Origin of the sequence: Streptomyces sp. NPDC012769, from assembly GCF_042901205.1 — a bacterium.
GTDB lineage: Bacteria > Actinomycetota > Actinomycetes > Streptomycetales > Streptomycetaceae > Streptomyces.
The window spans coordinates 461,991-479,659 of record NZ_JBIBCP010000001.1 but is presented as its reverse complement, the minus strand read 5'-3'; the positions used below and the strand labels follow the sequence as shown (position 1 = coordinate 479,659).

Annotated in this window: 13 protein-coding genes; 9 read left to right on the top strand and 4 right to left on the bottom strand. The window is 72.7% G+C overall.

All coding sequences use genetic code 11. From position 1 onward, the window contains the following. Window positions 1–68 precede the first annotated feature (68 nt). Entirely contained in the window at window positions 69–962 is an 894-nt protein-coding gene (locus tag ACFY7C_RS02245; protein ID WP_389642404.1) for an SDR family oxidoreductase, read from the top strand. Here the strand turns inward: ACFY7C_RS02245 and ACFY7C_RS02240 are convergent. Continuing rightward, window positions 900–2,066 carry a GlxA family transcriptional regulator gene (locus ACFY7C_RS02240; protein ID WP_389642401.1) on the bottom strand — a complete coding sequence of 389 codons (1,167 nt, stop codon included), beginning with the start codon at window positions 2,064–2,066 and terminating at the stop codon, window positions 900–902. The two genes, ACFY7C_RS02245 and ACFY7C_RS02240, sit on opposite strands and share 63 nt — an antisense overlap. Window positions 2,067–2,194: 128 nt before the next feature. Between ACFY7C_RS02240 and ACFY7C_RS02235 the strand changes: the two genes are divergently transcribed. From ACFY7C_RS02235 to ACFY7C_RS02200, 8 genes are all read left to right on the top strand, one after another. Then, window positions 2,195–3,118 carry an NADP-dependent oxidoreductase gene (locus tag ACFY7C_RS02235; protein ID WP_389642398.1) on the top strand — a complete coding sequence of 308 codons (924 nt, stop codon included), beginning with the start codon at window positions 2,195–2,197 and terminating at the stop codon, window positions 3,116–3,118. Window positions 3,119–3,310: 192 nt separating this feature from the next. Next, complete coding sequence (locus ACFY7C_RS02230) at window positions 3,311–4,852, top strand: alpha-N-arabinofuranosidase (RefSeq protein ID WP_389642396.1); 1,542 nt, start codon at window positions 3,311–3,313, stop codon at window positions 4,850–4,852. A gap of 159 nt (window positions 4,853–5,011) precedes the next feature. Further along, on the top strand, window positions 5,012–6,295 hold the full coding sequence (locus ACFY7C_RS02225) for an ABC transporter substrate-binding protein (protein WP_389642393.1): 1,284 nt from the start codon (window positions 5,012–5,014) through the stop codon (window positions 6,293–6,295). Continuing rightward, window positions 6,295–7,233: a carbohydrate ABC transporter permease gene (locus ACFY7C_RS02220; RefSeq protein WP_389642390.1), complete on the top strand. Its 939-nt coding sequence runs from the start codon at window positions 6,295–6,297 to the stop codon at window positions 7,231–7,233. The genes ACFY7C_RS02225 and ACFY7C_RS02220 overlap by 1 nt, the downstream gene beginning before the upstream one ends. Next, window positions 7,230–8,102: a carbohydrate ABC transporter permease gene (locus tag ACFY7C_RS02215; RefSeq protein WP_389642387.1), complete on the top strand. Its 873-nt coding sequence runs from the start codon at window positions 7,230–7,232 to the stop codon at window positions 8,100–8,102. The genes ACFY7C_RS02220 and ACFY7C_RS02215 overlap by 4 nt, the downstream gene beginning before the upstream one ends. Further along, window positions 8,099–8,689: a hypothetical protein gene (locus ACFY7C_RS02210; protein WP_389642384.1), complete on the top strand. Its 591-nt coding sequence runs from the start codon at window positions 8,099–8,101 to the stop codon at window positions 8,687–8,689. The genes ACFY7C_RS02215 and ACFY7C_RS02210 overlap by 4 nt, the downstream gene beginning before the upstream one ends. Window positions 8,690–8,826: 137 nt before the next feature. Beyond that, window positions 8,827–11,538, top strand: a complete 2,712-nt coding sequence (locus tag ACFY7C_RS02205) for a Tat pathway signal sequence domain protein (protein WP_389642382.1) — start codon at window positions 8,827–8,829, stop codon at window positions 11,536–11,538. Between the two features lie 26 nt (window positions 11,539–11,564). Beyond that, window positions 11,565–12,614: a rhamnogalacturonan acetylesterase gene (locus ACFY7C_RS02200; RefSeq protein WP_389642379.1), complete on the top strand. Its 1,050-nt coding sequence runs from the start codon at window positions 11,565–11,567 to the stop codon at window positions 12,612–12,614. Between the two features lie 17 nt (window positions 12,615–12,631). On the opposite strand, the gene ACFY7C_RS02195 is transcribed toward ACFY7C_RS02200, so the two are convergent. The 3 genes from ACFY7C_RS02195 to ACFY7C_RS02185 all read right to left on the bottom strand — a co-directional run bounded on the left by ACFY7C_RS02195 (window position 12,632) and on the right by ACFY7C_RS02185 (window position 17,652). Then, entirely contained in the window at window positions 12,632–15,505 is a 2,874-nt protein-coding gene (locus ACFY7C_RS02195; protein WP_389642376.1) for a glycoside hydrolase family 2 TIM barrel-domain containing protein, read from the bottom strand. 71 nt (window positions 15,506–15,576) lie between these two features. Then, a complete protein-coding gene (locus ACFY7C_RS02190; RefSeq protein ID WP_389642373.1) occupies window positions 15,577–16,308 on the bottom strand; it encodes a rhamnogalacturonan acetylesterase in 732 nt (243 codons plus the stop codon). Between the two features lie 186 nt (window positions 16,309–16,494). Beyond that, window positions 16,495–17,652 carry a Gfo/Idh/MocA family protein gene (locus tag ACFY7C_RS02185; protein ID WP_389642370.1) on the bottom strand — a complete coding sequence of 386 codons (1,158 nt, stop codon included), beginning with the start codon at window positions 17,650–17,652 and terminating at the stop codon, window positions 16,495–16,497. Window positions 17,653–17,669: the final 17 nt, after the last annotated feature.

Below are 17,669 nucleotides of genomic sequence, written 5' to 3'. Positions count from 1 at the left end.
GGACCGGAGAGACAAAACCCAGGCCCGACCCGCCGACGGGCAACGACCACCACCCGAAGGAGCACCGGATGCCCTCCCCCGCAGAACCCCGCGTCCCCGACCCGCAGACCCGCCACCCCCAGCCGCCGCAACCCGAGCAGCACCAGCCCCACCCCGGCACCACCGAGGACATGGAGCCCCGCCCCGACCACGGGGAGGAGTCCTACCGCGGGCACGGGCTGCTCACGGACCGCGCGGCGGTGGTGACCGGCGGGGACTCCGGGATCGGCAGGGCCGTCTGCCTGGCGTTCGCTCGCGAGGGCGCGGACGTGGCGTTCACCCACCTGGCCGAGGAGCGCGAGGACGCGGAGGAGACGGCCCGGCTGATCCGCGAGGCGGGCCGCACCGCCGTGCCCGTCGCCTGCGACATCCGCGACGAGCGGCAGTGCGAGGCGCTGATCGGCACGGCGGTCGACGCGTTCGGCCGCATCGACGTCCTCGTGAACAACGCCGCCTACCAGATGGCGCAGCCCGAGGGCATCGAGGCCATCACGACGGAGCAGTTCGACCGGGTGATGAAGACGAACCTCTACGGCATGTTCTGGCTGACCCGCGCGGCGCTCGCCCACATGCCCCGCGGCGGCTGCGTCATCAACACCACCTCGGTCCAGGGCTATCAGCCCAGTCCCCACCTGCTCGACTACGCGATGACCAAGGCGGCCATCGTCAACTTCACGCACGGCCTGGCCCAGATGGTGGCCGAGCGGGGCATCCGGGTCAACGCGGTCGCACCCGGGCCCGTGTGGACGCCGCTGATCCCCGCCACCATGCCGGAGGTGGCGGAGTTCGGGAAGCAGGCGCCGCTGGGGCGGGCGGCGCAGCCGGCCGAGATGGCACCCGCCTACGTCTTCCTGGCCTCGTCAGGCGCGAGCTACATCACCGGAGAGATCGTCAACGCCACGGGCGGCACGCCCCTGCCCTGACGGTGCGCCCGTGCCGAAGGCGCGGCGGTAGGCGGCGGGCGAGATGCCGAACGCGGTCCTCATGTGGGCGCGCAGCGAGTTCCCGGAGCCGAGTCCGGCCCGGTGCGCCACCAGGTCGACCGGCAGGTCGGTCGTCTCCAGGAGCTGCTTGGCCAGTTCCAGGCGCTGCGCGGTGAGCCACTGCCCGGGCGTCATGCCGACCTCGTCGCGGAACCGGCGGGTGAAGGACCGCAGGCTCATCCGGGCCTGCTCGGCGAGCCGGGCGAGGGTCAGCGGCTCCGCCAGGTGTTCCAGGGCCCAGGCGCGGGTGGCGGTGGTGCTGGCCAGGGTGGGCTCCGGGACGGGGCGGTCGATGAACTGGGCCTGCCCGCCGTCCCGCCAGGGAGGGACCACGCAGATCCGGGCCGCACGGTTGGCGACCGCGGCGCCGTGGTCGCGGCGGATCATGTGCAGGCACAGGTCGACGCCCGCGGCCACGCCCGCCGAGGTCAGCACGTCCCCGTCGTCGACGAAGAGCACCTCCTCGTCGACCTTGACGGCCGGGTAGGCGCGGCGGAACTCCGGGGCCAGGTGCCAGTGCGTGGTGGCGGGCCGCCCGTCGAGCAGCCCGGCCGCCGCGAGCACGTACGACCCGGAGCAGATCGACACGAGCCGGGTGCCCGGCCGGATCCGGGCGATGGCGGCGGCGACCTCGGGCGGCAGCGGGCCGCCCCGGCCCAGCTCGGGCATGGCGTGCGTGGGCGGCAGGACCACCGTGTCGGCCACGGCGAGCGCCTCCGGCCCGGCCGCCGGCTGCACCGAGAAACCGGCGTCGCTGGGCACGGGCTCGCCGTCGGCCGTACAGACCGTGACCTCGTAGAGCGGGCGCCCGTCGGCGTCCATCGCGCTGCCGAAGACGCGGGAGGGGATGCCGAGCTCGAAGGGCGGCACGCCGGGGAGGGCGAGCACGGCGATGCGGTGGAGCCGCGCCGGCCCGGCGGCCGGCCCGCCCCGCCCGCCCCGCTCTTCCTCGGTCCACCCTTCTCGCTCGTTCCGCTCTGCCCGCTCGTCCCGCACGTCGGTCCGGGGGGTCCGCGGGGTGGCCGTTTCCGAGGGAGTGCTCATGGCCAGATCCTGTCACATAGTGGCCCGGCGGCCAATACCACGACGGGGTGGCGTGCCCGATCGTGGAGCGGTCGCCGCCGGAAGGGATCCGGCGGCTGCCGACGAGAGACGGAAACGAGGCGGACGGCATGCGTGCGGTGGTCGTGGAGCAGTGGGGCGGACCCGAGAAGCTGGTCGAGCGCGAGGTGGAGCGCCCCGAGCCGGGCCTGAACGAGGTCCTGGTGCGGGTGCACGCCGCCGGTGTGAACCCGGTGGACTGGAAGACCCGCGCGAGCGGCGCCCTGATCTCCTGGAGCGAGGTGCCCGTCGTCGGCTGGGACGTGTCCGGCACGGTGGAGGCCGTCGGCCCCGGCGTGGGGATCTTCCGCCCCGGCGACGAGGTGTTCGGGATGCCGCTCTTCCCGCGCCAGGCCGGCGCCTACGCCGAGTACGTGGTGGCCCCGGCCCGCCACCTCGCGCCGAAGCCCGCCTCCCTGACCCACGTGGAGGCCGCGGCGCTGCCGCTCGCCGCCCTGACCGCCTGGCAGGCCCTCGTCGACACGGCGGACGTCCGACCCGGGGAGCGGGTGCTCGTGCACGCCGCGGCCGGGGGAGTGGGGCACTTCGCCGTACAGATCGCCAAGGCCCGCGGGGCGTACGTCATCGGCACGGCGAGCGCGGCCAAGCACGACCTGGTCCGGGAGCTGGGCGCCGACGAGGTCGTCGACTACCGCTCGGCCCGCTTCGAGGAGGCCGTCTCCGACGTGGACGTCGTCCTGGACGGTCTCGGCGGCGAGACGGCCGAGCGCTCCCTGAAGGTGCTCCGCGTCGGCGGTCGGCTGATCACCCTGCCGGGCCCGGACGACGTGCCCGCCGTCCCGGCCGGAGTGACCGCGGGCTGGGTCCTGGTCGAGCCCGACCACCTCGGTCTGCGCGAGATCGCGGCGCTGGTGGAGGACGGGCGGCTGAGGCCCCTGGTCGACACGGTGCTGCCGCTCGCCGAGGCGGCCAAGGCCCACACCATCGGCGAACAGGGCCGCACCACCGGGAAGATCGTCCTGACGGTCGCCTGATCATGTGATCCTGCCCCCGCTTCGCCGTCGCCCGGCCCCGGTACCTCCGGGGCCGGGCTTCGGCATTGCCGCCCAACTCCCGCTGAGCCCGCGCTGATTCCCCGCTGATCCATTGACGCGAGGAGACTCCGCTCCTACGTTTTCGTTCGGACATACGGCCGTTGGTCGAAATATCGAACGAGAGGGAATCGCGTGCCCCGCACTGAGCGCCCTGAGCGCATCGAACGCGCCACTCGCACCGCCCGTTTCGCCCTCGACCCCGACTTCACCGTCGGTCCCGTCGATCCCCGCCTCTTCGGCTCCTTCGTGGAGCACCTCGGGCGCTGTGTCCACACCGGCATCCACGAGCCGGGGCACCCGGCCGCCGACGAGGACGGACTGCGCACCGACGTCCTGGAGCTCGTCCGCGAGCTCGGCGTCACCGCCGTGCGGTACCCCGGTGGCAACTTCGTCTCCGGATACCGCTGGGAGGACGGCGTCGGCCCGGTCGACCGGCGGCCGCGCCGGCTCGACGTCGCCTGGCGGTCGATTGAGAGCAATCGCTTCGGACTGAGCGAGTTCATGACCTTCCTGCGCAAGGCCGGTCCGGGAACCGAGCCGATGATGGCGCTCAACCTCGGCACCCGCGGCGTCGCGGAGGCCATGGACCTCGTCGAGTACGCCAACCACCCCGGCGGCACCGAGCTCTCCGACCGCCGGATCGCCCACGGCGACAAGGACCCCTTCGGCATCCGCCTCTGGTGCCTCGGCAACGAGATGGACGGCACCTGGCAGACCGGCCACAAGACGGCCGCCGAGTACGGCCGGCTCGCCGCCCAGACCGCCCGCGCGCTGCGGCAGATCGACCCCGGCCTCGAACTCGTCGTCTGCGGCAGCTCGGCCCGCGACCTGCCGACCTTCGCCGCCTGGGAGGCCACCGTCCTGGAGGAGACGTACGAGGTCGTCGACCACGTCTCGCTGCACGCCTACTACGAGGAACTCGACGGCGACCGCGGCTCCTTCCTCGCCTCCGCCGTCCACATGGAGGCCTTCATCCGGGAGGTGATCGCCACCTGCGACCACGTCGGCGCCCGGCTCAAGTCGCCGAAGAGGCTCACGCTGTCCTTCGACGAGTGGAACGTCTGGTACCAGCGCCGGCCCAACCCGCACCCCTTCACGGACTGGCAGGAGGCGCCCCGGCTCCTGGAGGACGTCTACACCGTCACCGACGCCGTCGTCCTCGGCAGCCTCCTCATCTCCCTGCTCCGCCACGCCGACCGGATCGCCGTGGCCTGCCTCGCCCAGCTCGTCAACGTGATCGCCCCGATCATGACCGAGCCCGGCGGCCCGGCCTGGCGCCAGACCACCTTCTTCCCCTTCGCCCAGGCATCCCGGTACGGGCGCGGCACGGTGCTCGACGTCCGCGTGGAGGCGCCCACGTACACCACCCGCCGCTACGGGGACGTGTCGCTGCTGCACGCCACGGCCGTGCGCGGCGAGGACGGGGGCGTGACCGTCTTCGCCGTGAACCGCGACCGGCACGCGCCGCTGCCGCTGGAAGTGGTGCTGCGCGGACTGGACGTGAGCCGGGTCGTGGAGCACACCGCGCTCGCCGACGCGGACCCCGAGGCCCGCAACACCCTCGACGAGCCGGAGCGGGTCGTGCCGCACGCCGTGGAGGGCGCCACGGTCGAGGACGGACGGCTGCGGGCGGTCCTGGAGCCGATGTCGTGGAACGTTCTTCGCCTCGCCTGAACGACCTCCCTTTTGAATCCTTTCACAACGAAGCGGCGGCGGAGCCGTCACACACCGCGAAAGATCGGTCCCAAGCGTTGACGTGACCGGTGGGCGACCCTACTTTGTCCCAGCAAGCGCTTTCCTGAAACGTTCTAATCACGCGCGGGAGGACGAACTGTGCGTACTCATGGCACTGTTGGGCGTCGGAGTCTGCTGAAGGTCACGGGCGGCTCGGCGGCGGCCCTCGGCCTGACCGCGGCGGGCTGCGGAGGCGGCTCCGGCTCCGAGGGCGGCACCGTCACCCTCCGGTATGCCTGGTGGGGCTCCGACGACCGGGCCAAGCGGATCAACCGGTCGATCGCCCTCTTCGAGAAGAAGCACCCGAAGATCAGGATCAAGACCGACTTCCAGCCCTACGCCGACTTCTGGAAGAAGTTCAACACCCAGGCGTCGGGCGGGAACCCGCCGGACGTCTTCCAGAACGCCATCGGCTTCCTGCGCAAGTACGACAAGAAGAACGTGCTCCTGGACCTGCGCGAGCAGGTCCGGGCCGGGAACCTCCGCCTCGAGGGATTCCGCGCCGGCCTGGAGAAGTTCGGCGACATCGACGGCAAGCTGCTCGGCGTCCCCGTCGGCAGCAACTCCATGGCCCTCGTCGTCGACCAGGCCGTCTTGACCAAGGCCAGGATCACCCCCAGGCCCGGCTGGACCTGGGACGAGTACCACGACGCGCTGGCCAGGATCCAGGAGAGCCAGGGCCGGGCCGGCGACGCGGGCCCCTACGGAATCATGTACCTGTACGACCTCTACCTCCGCCAGCACGGCAAGGCCTTCTTCACCGCCTCCGGACTCGGCTTCACCGAGGCCGACCTCACCGACTGGTGGAACAAGGCCTTCCAGCGCGTCCGGGCAGGCGTCTACGCCGACCCGAAGAAGACCATCCAGGCCAAGCCCAAGTCGGCCGTCGCCGCCGAACTCGCCGCCTGCGAGTTCACCTGGGACAACTTCACCGTCCGCTACACCTCCGAGGGCAAGAGCCGGTACGGCCTCGCCCCCATACCCACCACCGACGGCCGCAAGACCGGCCAGTACCTCGGCTCGCTCATGCTCAGCGCCTCCCGGCGCACCAAGCACCCCAAGGAAGTCGCCCGGTTCATCGACTTCATGGTCCACGACCCCGAGGTCGGCAGGATCATGGGCTACGACCGCGGTGTCCCGGCCACCGAGGCCCAGTACCAGGCGTACGTGCCCACCGACCCGGTCGGCCGGCAGATCGCCGCGTACGAGAAGCAGCTCGTCGAGACCCGTGTCCTGGAACCCATCACCCCGCACCCGGCCGGCGCCGACGTCTGCGAGACCGCGTTCCTGCGGCTCGCCGAGGAGATGTCCCTGGGCACGAGGCCCGTCGCCGACGCGGTGAAGCAGTTCTTCACCGAGGCGAAGACGGCCCTCACGGTCTGATGGACACCGCCGTGACCCCCGCACCGACACCCGCCCCGCGCCCCGCGGCGGCCGGTCGCGAGAACCTCGCCGGCTACCTCTTCATGTCCCCCTGGATAGCGGGCTTCCTGCTGCTCACCGCGGGACCCATGGCGGCCTCCCTCTACTTCTCCTTCACCGACTACAACCTCTTCGACGCCCCGCGGTGGATCGGTCTCGACAACTTCACCGAGATGTTCGGCGACCCCCGCTGGCGCACCTCCGTCGAGATCACCAGCTGGTACGTCGTCATCGGCACCCCGCTGAAGCTGGCCGCCGCCCTCGGCGTCGCCCTGCTCCTCAACCAGAACAGGCGCGCCCAGGGCTTCTACCGCGCCGCCTTCTACCTGCCCTCGCTCATCGGCGCCAGCGTCTCCATCGCCATCGTCTGGCGGGCCCTCTTCGCCGACGGCGCGCCCGTCGACCGCGCGCAGCAGGCCTTCGGACTCGACCCCGGCGGCTGGATCGGCGACCCCGACAAGATCATCTATGCCCTTGTGGCCCTGACCGTCTGGCAGTTCGGCGCCCCGATGGTCATCTTCCTCGCCGGACTCAAGCAGGTCCCCCGCGAGCTGTACGAGGCGGCACAGGTCGACGGCGCCGGCCCCTGGCGCCGGTTCTGGAGCATCACCCTGCCCATGATCTCCCCGGTGCTCTTCTTCAACGTGCTCCTCGAGACCATCCACTCCTTCCAGATCTTCGGCTCCGCCTACATCATCGGCAGCCAGGGCAACGCCTGCGGCCCCGCCGACGGCACCCTCGTCTACACCTGCTACCTCTACATCCAGGGCTTCGAGAACAGCCGCATGGGCCTGGCCTCCGCGATGGCCTGGATGCTGCTGCTCGCCGTCGGCCTCGTCACCGCCGTCCTGTTCTGGTCCCAGCGGCGCTGGGTGCACTACGAGGAGGCAGGCCGATGAGCCTCGCAGGAACAGGGGCCCCGCGCACCGCTCCCGCCCGACGGGCCGGGTCGCTCGTCTGGCACCTCGGTGCCCTCGCCGTCCTCGCGGTCGTCCTCTACCCGGTGCTCTGGGTCATCGGCGGCTCCTTCAAACCCAACGACGAGATCGTCGGCAGCCTCGACCTCTTCCCCACCGAACCCCTCACCGACAACTACCGGCGCCTCGCCGAGGGCATCGCCGACATACCCATCACCACCTTCTTCACCAATTCGCTGCTGCTCGCGGTCGGTTCCGTGGCCGGGGTGCTGCTCTCCAGCTCGCTCGCCGCGTACGCCTTCGCCAAGGTCCGCTTCGCGGGCCGGGGGCTGCTCTTCACGCTGATGATCGGCACCCTCCTGCTTCCGTACCACGTGCTGCTGATCCCGCAGTACGTGCTGTTCCAGAAGCTCGAGCTCATCAACACCTACACGCCGCTGCTGCTCGGCAAGTACCTCGCCACGGACGCCTTCTTCGTCTTCCTCATGCTCCAGTTCATGCGCGGACTGCCGAGGGAACTGGACGAGGCGGCGCGCCTCGACGGCTGCGGGCACCTGCGGATCTACTGGTCCATCGTCCTGCCGCTGTGCCGGCCGGCGCTCATCACCAGCGCCATCTTCACCTTCATCAACGCGTGGAACGATTTCCTCGGCCCGCTGATCTACCTCAACGAGCCCGAGAAATACACCGTTTCGCTCGGGCTGAAAATGTTCGTCGACCAGGACGGCATCGCCAACTACGGCGGCATGATCGCGATGTCGCTCGTGGCGCTGCTGCCGGTGCTCGCGTTCTTCCTCGCCTTCCAGCGGTACCTCATCGACGGCATGGCGACCTCGGGACTCAAGGGATGAAGGGCGGCTTCCCGGCCCGGTACGCAGCCCGGTTCGGGGTCTTCGCCGAATGCCTCCTCGTCGGGGTGTGGATGGCCCTCGCCGCGCTCCCGCTCGTCACCCTGCCGGGGGCGCTCGTCGCCGGTGCGGGGCACCTGCGACGGTGGACCGCGGACGAGGAGACCGGGCTGCGGTCCTTCGCCGCCGAGCTGCGGGCGGCGACGGTGCGGGGTGGGTGGGGCGTGGGGCTCGGGTTCTGGGGCGTCCTCGCGCTGTTGTGGGTCGACCTCGCGCTGGTCCGGGCGGTGCCGGTGCCGGGCGGTCGGGTGGTGGGGGCGCTCGGGATCCTGGTGGCGCTCGGGGGCGCGGTCGGGCTGCTGCGGGCCTGTACCGCCTGGCGGCCCGGAGCCCGCTGGCGCGGGCTGCTCGCGGCCGCCGCCCGCCGGACCCTGCGGGATCCGGCCGGATCCCTCCTCGTCGTCTGCGGGTTCGCCGTCGTCGCCGTCTCGGGGTGGCTCGCGGCGCCGCTGGCGGTGCCGGCCCTCGGTCTCGTCGTCGCCGGGACGCTCGCGGTCGAGCGGCGCGGTGGCGTGCTCGCTGCCGCCTGATCATTTCCGCACGCTCCCGGCGTGAGGGCCGGATCGTCGCGCCCCGGTCCCGGTTTGGTCCCCCCGTCCGTGCTGCCGCGTGGGCCGCCCAGGGGCCGTCCCCCGCTTCCGTTCGTCCTCCGTCGAAAGGACCGTTCATGTCCGCCATACCCCGCCGCTCCCTCCTGAAGGCCGCCGCCGTCGCCGGTGCCGCCGCCCAGTTCAGCTGGGTGCTCGGGCGCGACCGGGCCCGGGCCGCCGAACCCGATCGGCCCGCCACCGTGAGCTGGCTGGAGCCCGGCGGCCTCGGAGCCGCCGGAGGCTCGACCTTCGGCGCCGCCTGGCCCAAGGGCGTCCACCCCGCCGACCGGGAGTTCGCCCTCACCACCGCCGACGGCACCCCCGTCCCCGTACAGACCTGGACGACCGCCCGCTGGCCCGACGGATCGTTGAAGTGGACCGCCCACGCGGTCGGGCCGGAACGGGGGGGGGAGCGGTTCCGGCTGGAGGCGGGGGCGCCAGCTGCCGCCGCGCGGCCTGTTTCCGTCGCCGAGACGGACCGGACGATCGCGGTGGACACCGGGGTGGTGCGGGTGGTGGTCGGGAAGGACGGGCGGAAGCTCGTCGAGTCCGTCACCCGGGACGGCGTGAAGATCGCCACGGACGGCCGGCTCGTCCTGCTCCGTCAGAGCGACCTCGACGACGGCGACCAGGGCAACGCCAAGTGGGAGCGGTTCGACGGCGAGATCTCCGGCGCCGTCGTCGAACAGACCGGGCCGGTGCGGGCCGTCGTGCGTATCGACGGGAAGCACCGGAAGGGAAGCCGCAGATGGCTGCCGTTCTCCGTGCGGTTGTACTTCCACGGCGGAGCGGAGTCGTTCCGGATGGTCCATACGATTGTGTATGACGGAGATCAGAACAAGGACTTCATCCGGGGGCTCGGGGTGCGGTTCAGCGTCCCCATGAGGGACGCCGCTCACGACCGGCACATCCGTCTGGCGGGACAGGACGACGGGTTCCTCACCGAGGCCGTCAAGGGCATCACCGGGCTGCGCCGCGACCCGGGTGCCGCCGTGCGCAAGGCCCAGGTCAAGGGCGAGAAGCTGCCCGACCCCGCCACCTGGGACCAGCGCGTCACCAGCCGGCTGCAGTACGTCCCCACCTGGGGCGACTACACCCTCTCCCAGCTCTCCGCGGACGGCTTCGCGATCCGCAAGCGCACCAAGCCCGGTCACGGCTGGATCCCGGCCGGCGGAGGGCGGCGAGCGGGCGGCTTCGGCTATGTCGGTGGGGTCAGCGGCGGGCTTTCGTTCGGGCTGCGCGACTTCTGGCAGAAGCACCCCGCCCAGCTCGACATCCGGGGCGCCGCCGGCGACGAGGCCGAGGTCACCCTCTGGCTCTGGTCGCCCGACGCCCAGCCCATGGACCTGCGCTTCTACCACGACGGCATGGGGCAGGACACCTACCCGGAGCAGCTCGAGGGCCTCAACATCACCTACGAGGACCACGAGCCCGGCTTCGGCACCCCGTACGGCATCGCCCGGACCAGCGAGCTGATGTTTTGGGCCAACGCCGCCACCCCCGGCGCCCACACCCTCGTCGCCCAGGCCGCCGCCGTCCGCACCCCGCCGCAGCTCGCCGTCGCCCCGGAGGACCTGGTGCGTGCCGGTGTCTTCGGCGGACTGTTCTCGCCCGTCGACCGCTCGACGCCGGCCAGGGCGACGATCGAGGACCGCCTCGACTACCTCTTCGCCTATTACAAGGACCAGGTAGAGCAGCGCCGCTGGTACGGCTTCTGGGACTACGGCGACATCATGCACACCTACGACGAGGACCGGCACCAGTGGCGGTACGACGTCGGCGGCTACGCCTGGGACAACTCGGAGCTCTCGCCCGACCTGTGGCTCTGGTACGCCTACCTGCGGTCCGGCCGCGCGGACGTCTTCCGGTTCGCCGAGGCCATGACCCGGCACACCGGGGAGGTGGACGTCTACCACCTGGGCACCTGGGCGGGCCTTGGGACCCGGCACGGTGTGCAGCACTTCGCCGACAGCGCCAAGCAGCAGCGGATCTCCACCGCCGTGTACCGCCGGCCCTACTACTTCCTCACCGCCGACGAACGCGTCGGCGACCTCATGCACGACCTCGTCGACTCCGACGAGACCTTCCTCGCCCTCGACCCCATCCGCAAGATCCGCACCGAGCCCTACACCCCGGACCGGCACGCCCTGTCCATCGGCTTCGGCACCGACTGGAGCGGCCTCGCCGCGGCCTGGCTGACCGAGTGGGAACGCGGCGGACCCAAGGCCGCCAAGGCCGAGGCGCGGCTGCGCTCCACCATGGAGACCATCGCCGCCCAGCCCAACGGCTTCGTCCAGGGCACCGGCCTCTACGACCTGGACACCGGCAGGTTCGCCGTCGCCGAGAAGCCCGCGGTCGGGGTCTCGCACCTGTCCGCGATGTTCGGCCTGGTCGAGATGTGCGCCGAGCTCATCGACCTTGTCGACATGCCCGCCTTCAAGGAGGCATGGCTGGACTACTGCCGCTACTTCAACGCCACCAAGGCCGAGCAGGCCGCCCGCTACGGGCAGAACTTCGGCACCCTGCTGCTCTTCCAGGGCCACTCGCGCCAGGACGCCTACGCGGCGGCCCAGCTGAACGACGCACAGCTCGCCCGGCGCGCCTGGGCGAAGTTCGAGCGGAGCGACGGCTACACCGCCGCCATGGTGTGGGACAAGACGCCCGTCGAGGGCCCCGACGCCCTCGAACCCGGCTACGAGCACCTGTGGATCAGCACCAACACCACCGCCCTGTACGGGCTCGCCGCCATCCAGAACCTCGCCCTCGTCGGCGACCACCTCCCCAGGTGACCCGCGACCGAGAGGAAAGGACCACGATGAGGAAGACCGCGCTGCTCGCCGCGGCCGTGACGCTGCTCGGGGCTCTGGCCATGGCACCGGCGGTTCACGCCGACGGGCCCTACGGCCAGGGGCTCGACCGCTGTGCGCCTGCCGCCGGGGGCTCGCTCGCCTGCCACTTCGACGTCGGCCCCGGTACGTACGACGTCACCGTGACCCTCGGCGGCGAGACCGCCGGGACGACCGCGATCACCGGCGAGACCCGGCGTGCCCTGCTCGCCGAGACCGCCACCGGGGCGGGCGAGCGGCTGAGGCGCTCGGTCACCGTCGACGTCCGCGAGCCGGAAGGGGAACCGACGGGGGCGACGGGAAGTCCCGGCCTCGATCTGGTCGTCGGAGGTGGCGCTCCGCGGGTGACCTCGCTGCGGGTCACCCCGGCGCCCGCTGCCCGCCGGCTCTTCCTGGTCGGGGACTCGACGGTGTGCGACCAGCCGGGTGAGCCGTACACGGGGTGGGGGCAGATGCTGCCCGCGCACCTGCGGCGTGGGATCGCGGTCGCCAACCACGCCGATTCCGGGGAGAGCACGGTCACCTATCTCGGGAATCCCGCTCTGTTCGCCCGGGTGGAGGCCGCGCTACGGCCCGGGGACGCCGTGCTCGTCCAGCTCGCCCACAACGACAAGCAGACGGACGCGGCCACCTACCGGGCCAATCTCACGGCCATGGTCGAGCGGGTACGGGCCAAGGGCGGCGAACCGGTGCTCGTCACCCCGATCGTCCGCCGCTGGTTCAACCCCGACGGCACCCTGGACAACGGCACCGCCCTGCTCGTCAACGGCCTCGGCGTCGACCACCCGGCCGAGATCCGGTCCCTGGCCGGCGCGCTCGGCACCCCGCTGATCGACCTCACCGCCCTCACCAAGGCGCGGGTCGAGGAACGGGGCCCCGAGGCGTCCAAGGCGCTCTACCTGACGGCGGAGAAGCGGGACAACACCCACACCTCGGCGCGCGGCGCCACCGAGTTCGCCGCACTCGTCGCCGAGGAACTGCGGGCCCGGGGGATCGTCCCGGACGTGCTCATCCGCTGACCCCGGGGCCGCGGCCCCTACGCGACTTCCGAGAAGGCGAAGGAGAAGACGGCCGGCACCGCCTCCAGGCGGTGTGCGGGCAGCACGCCGGGGCCGCAGGACTGCGAGCCGATGCCGTGCTGGGCGTGGTCCAGGTGCAGCCAGAGCGTGTCGCCCGGCACCAGGTCGGCGCGGTGGGCGGCCGCGTCCAGCTGCTCCGTCGTCCAGCGGCGGGCCGTGAACCAGAACGCCGGCGTGCCCTCGACCCGTAGCCCGGCGGTCCCGTCGGACAGGGTCAGCCACCGGGTGTCGATCCGCGCCCCGTTCTCCTGCGGACGCACATACGGCGTCTGCAGCCCGGCCACCGTCGACTCCCAGCGGCCCAGCCGGGCCGCGGCCCGCGTGTCCGGGTACGCCTCGCCGGGCCCGCCCCCGTACCAGACCACCCGGTCGAAGGCGGCAGGCAGGCCGAGCCGGACGCCGAGCCGGGGCAGCGGCACCGTCCAGGCCCCCTCGGGCTCGACCTCGACGCGCAGGCCGAGCGCCGTGCCGTCCGACGTCCAGCGGTACGTGGTGCGCAGGCCGACGTCACGGGCGGCGGGCGCCACCCGGGACCGCACCACGAGGCCGTCGTCCTCGACGCGCACCTCGTCGGTGCGGTGCCGCATCCGGTGCAGGCCGAGCGTGCGCCACAGCGGGCCGTACCGGACGTCGGGCTGCCAGGGCGCGCCCTCGTCGTTGTCCGTCGGCGCCCGCCACACGTCGAGCCGGGGTCCCGTGACGGGGAGGCCGCCGATGGAGAGCGGTTCACCGGTGCGGGCGTCGAAGACACCGGGACCGAGGCGGACGCGGTCCGCCGTCACGGCCGGCCGGGCGCCGGTCGGGCGCGGCCCGGTCGTGGGCGCCGAGGCGGGGAGCTGGCCCCAGGCCACCTCGTGGCCGGCGGGCGCCCACGCGGTGGCGCGGGCCAGCACCGCCCGTACGGTCCACACCGTCTCCGCGCCCGCCGGAGCCGCCGGCGGCTGCGGCAGCCGGACGTCCGCGCTCTGTCCGGGGGTGAGCGCGGGCACCTCCAGGTCTCCTTCGGCGATGCTCTCGCCGTCCGCGAGCAGGGACCAGGAGAAGGCGAGATGGCCGAGGTCGGCGACGTCGTACCGGTTGGTCACCGCGACCGTGCCCGGCCGCTCCCCGGCGACGATCCGCACCGGCTCGATGACCTTCCTGTACTCCAGCAGGCCCGGTGACGGCGTGCGGTCCGGGAAGAGCAGCCCGTCGCAGACGAAGTTGCCGTCGTGCAGCTCCTCGCCGAAGTCGCCGCCGTAGCCGTACCCGTGGGCGGGATGCGCCAGGCCGTGGTCGATCCACTCCCACACGAAGCCGCCCTGGCAGCGCTCGTACGTCTCGAAGAGCCGCTGGTACTCGGCGAGCCCACCGGGCCCGTTGCCCATGGCGTGCGCGTACTCGCAGAGGATGAAGGGCAGTGCGCGGCGCTCCGGGGGGCCGTCGTCGGCGCGTCGGCCGATCTCCTCGACCTCGGCGTGCGGCGCGTACATCCGCGAGTAGACGTCGGTGTCCCGGCAGGAACGGTCGCCCTCGTAGTGCACGGGCCGCGCCGGGTCTCGCGCGTGGATCCACTCCGCCATCGCGGAGAGCCCGGCGCCGGTGCCGCACTCGTTGCCCAGCGACCACATGATCACCGAGGGGTGGTTCTTGTCGCGTTCGACGAGCCGGGCCGCCCGGTCGAGCAGGGCGGGCGTCCAGCGCTCGTCGTCCACGGGGTTGCCCCGCCAGCCCACGTCCTCGAAACCGTGGGTCTCCAGGTCGCCTTCGTCGATGACCCACAGGCCGTAGGCGTCGCACAGGTCGAGGAAGGCGGGGTGCGGCGGATAGTGGGAGGTGCGGACGGCGTTGATGTGGTGACGTTTCATCAGCTCCACGTCCGCGCGCATGGTCGCGAGGTCCAGGGCGCGGCCCCGCTCGGGGTGGAACTCGTGCCGGTTCACACCCCGGAAGAGGATCCGGCGCCCGTTGGCCTTCAGGACCCCGTCCTCGACGTAGACCGAGCGGAAGCCGATCCGCAGCGCGATCCGCTCCCCGCCGGCCGCCAGCTCGCCCTCGTACAGACGGGGCACCTCGGCGCTCCACGGCTCGACCGGAAGCACGGCCGTCTCGCCGGTCGCGAGGTCGAGCCCCAGCTCCGGAACGGTCACCCGGCCGGGCACGTCGCAGTCGACGCGCAGGCTGCCCGTGCCGTCGGCGTGGTCGTACGAGGCGTGGACGAAGAAGTCGCCGGGCGCGCCGTCCGGCCGGTGCAGGAGCATGACGCTCCGGAAGATCCCCGGCAGCCACCACTGGTCCTGGTCCTCCAGGTAGGAGCCGGAGGACCACTGGTGGACGCGGACGGCGAGCACGTTGTCCCGTGCCCGCAGCAGCGGGCCCACGGCGAACTCGTGGGTCAGCCGGGAGCCCTTGAAGTCGCCGAGCTCCGTGCCGTTGAGCCAGACCCGGGCGCAGGACTCCACCCCGTCGAACCGGAGGACGGCCCCGCCCGCCGCCGGCCACCCTTCGGGCAGATCGAAGCGGCGCACATGGTCGCCCGTGGGGTTCTCGGCGGGCACGTGGGGCGGGTCCACGGGGAAGGGATAGGCGACGTTGGTGTAGGCCGGGCCCCCGTACGCTCCGTCCTTGCCCTGGAGGACCCAGTGCCCGGGCACGGTGACGGTGTCCCACGCGCTCGTGTCGAAGTCCGGGGCGGCGAAGGAGGTGTCGTGGGTGTCGGCGGCGGGGGAGAGGCGGAAGGCCCAGTCGCCGTCCAGGGAGAGGGCTGCGGCGTCGGTGCGGTCGTACCGGGCCCGGGGCGGGAGGACGCCGCGAGAGGGGGAGACGTCTTCGTACCAGGGTGCGGTGGACATGGTCCTCCTGTGCGGGAGAGAAGGCGGGGGAGGGGGAAGACGGTTCGACGGAGGCGGGCGCGGCCCGTGCCTCAGACCTCCACGGGAGCGGGCCAGGTGATGCGGTCCACCGGGACCTCGTCGTCCAGCCGGCGCGTCCCGGCGGGGGCGAGGAGCCCGGCGCCCAGCAGGGCCCTCGCCACCAGCCGGGCCACCGCGATCGCGCCCCGCGGTCCGAAGTGCGTGTTGTCCCGCGCGGTCGCGGTCCAGTGGAAGTACGCCTTGGTGGCCTCGGGGCCGAGCTCCCGCCACAGCGCCAGCGACGCGGCCTCGATGTCGAGGAGCGGCACGTCCGTCTCCTTCGCCACCTCGCGCATCGCCTCCGGGTACGCCCCGAGCGTGCGCAGGGCCGTGCCGGACCCGTCGAACTGCCGCCGCTCCACCGGGGTCGCGAGGACCGGCACCGCGCCCCGGTCCCTCGCCCCCTCGACGTACCGCCGCAGGTTGTCCTGGTACGTGCTCCACGGGTCCGTGTGGCGTGTCGGGTCGTCGGACTGGTCGTTGTGACCGAACTGGACCAGGAGCAGATCGCCGGGACGGATCGCCGCCAGGACCGCATCGAACCGGCCCTCGTCGAGGAAGGTGCGGGTGCTGCGCCCGTTGATCGCGTGGTTGACGACCTGTGTGGTGCCGTCCAGGAAGAACGGGAGCGCCATGCCCCAGCCGGTCTCCGGGGCGGCGTCGGCGTACTTCTGGGAAGCGGTGGAGTCACCGGCGATGAACAGGGCGCGGGGGCGGGGCTCCACGGTGTCACGGACGGACATCGTCACTCTCTTCTCTGAGGGGTGAGCTTCTCTGACGCGCCGAGCGGAAAACGCGGGCGGGGGGTGCCGTCAGGCGGGCCTCGCCGCGCGGACGAACCACGGGTCGCGGCGGATGGTCCCGGTCGCCACGGCGAACACCGGGGTCCAGCCCTCGCCGGCGAGGGCCGCCCGTGGCGTCGGTGGTGTTCATCGGGGCTTCGCCCACGGCGCGCCGAGCTCGGAGAACAGCCGCAGGGACGCCGCGCTCTCCTCCACCAGGGCGTCGATCCCCGCGACGACCCGGCGCGGGGCGCTCTCGCCGGGCTCGGTGCGCCAGTGCGCGGCGGGCAGTGCGCGGGGCTCGGGCGCGGTCCGCACCGCCTCGACGACCCGCATGAAGGCGCCGGTCGCCTCCGGCGGCACCCACAGCGGATCGCCCTCGGTGACGTGCGCGACCAGGTTCTCCAGGAGGCCGGTGCGCCCGTGCCCGGTCACCACGGGGTCGTCGTGACCGTCCCGGTGCACGAGGACCCGGTCAGTGAGGTAGCGGAAGGCGATCCGGCCCCGGGTGCCGTGCACGAGGACGTAGGGCTCCGCCGACCGCTCGGCGCAGAGCGTCGCCGCCACGGTGACCCGGTGGCCGGCGGTGGTCACGACCCGTACGGCGGAGGTGTCGTCGGACTCGACGGCGTTGGCGCGCAGGAGCTCCGTCTCCACCTCGGCGACGTCCTCGGCCCGCGGGGCACCCGCGAGGGCCAGCGCGGTCGCGACCGCGTGGGCGAGGGGGTTGGTGAGCACCCCGTCGACGACGTCGGCGCCGTTCAGCCGGCGACGGCCCGCCCAGGGGGCACGCCGGAAGTAGGCCTCGTCGCGGACCCAGGCCCCGGCGGCGCCGACCCCGACGAGCTCGCCGATGACGCCGTCCTCGACCATCCGGCGGATCGCGGGCACGGCGTGCGAGCCGAGCGACTGGAAGCCGATCTGACAGGCCCTGCCCGCGGCCTCGACGCCGGTGGTCATACGGCGGAATTCCGCGTACGACGGGGCGGGCGGCTTCTCCAGGAGGATGTGGGCGCCGTGTCGGGCAGCGGCCAGGGCCAGTTCGGTGTGCGTCTGGATCGGGGTGCTGAGGACCGCGATCCGGGCGCCGGTGGCGGCGAGCAGCGCCTCGAAGTCGTCGGACTGCCGGGGGTTCCCGAGGCCCTCGAGCTCGGCCGCGTCGAGCGGACGCAGTTCGCAGACGCCGGCGAGCCGGACCAGCCCACGCTCTTCGAGCCGGTGGATGTCGAGCAGATGACTGCGGCCGTGGCCGCGGGCGCCCGCGAGGACCACGGGCAGCGGTTCGCGGGTACGTATCGGACGCATGGCGCGCATCCCTTCCT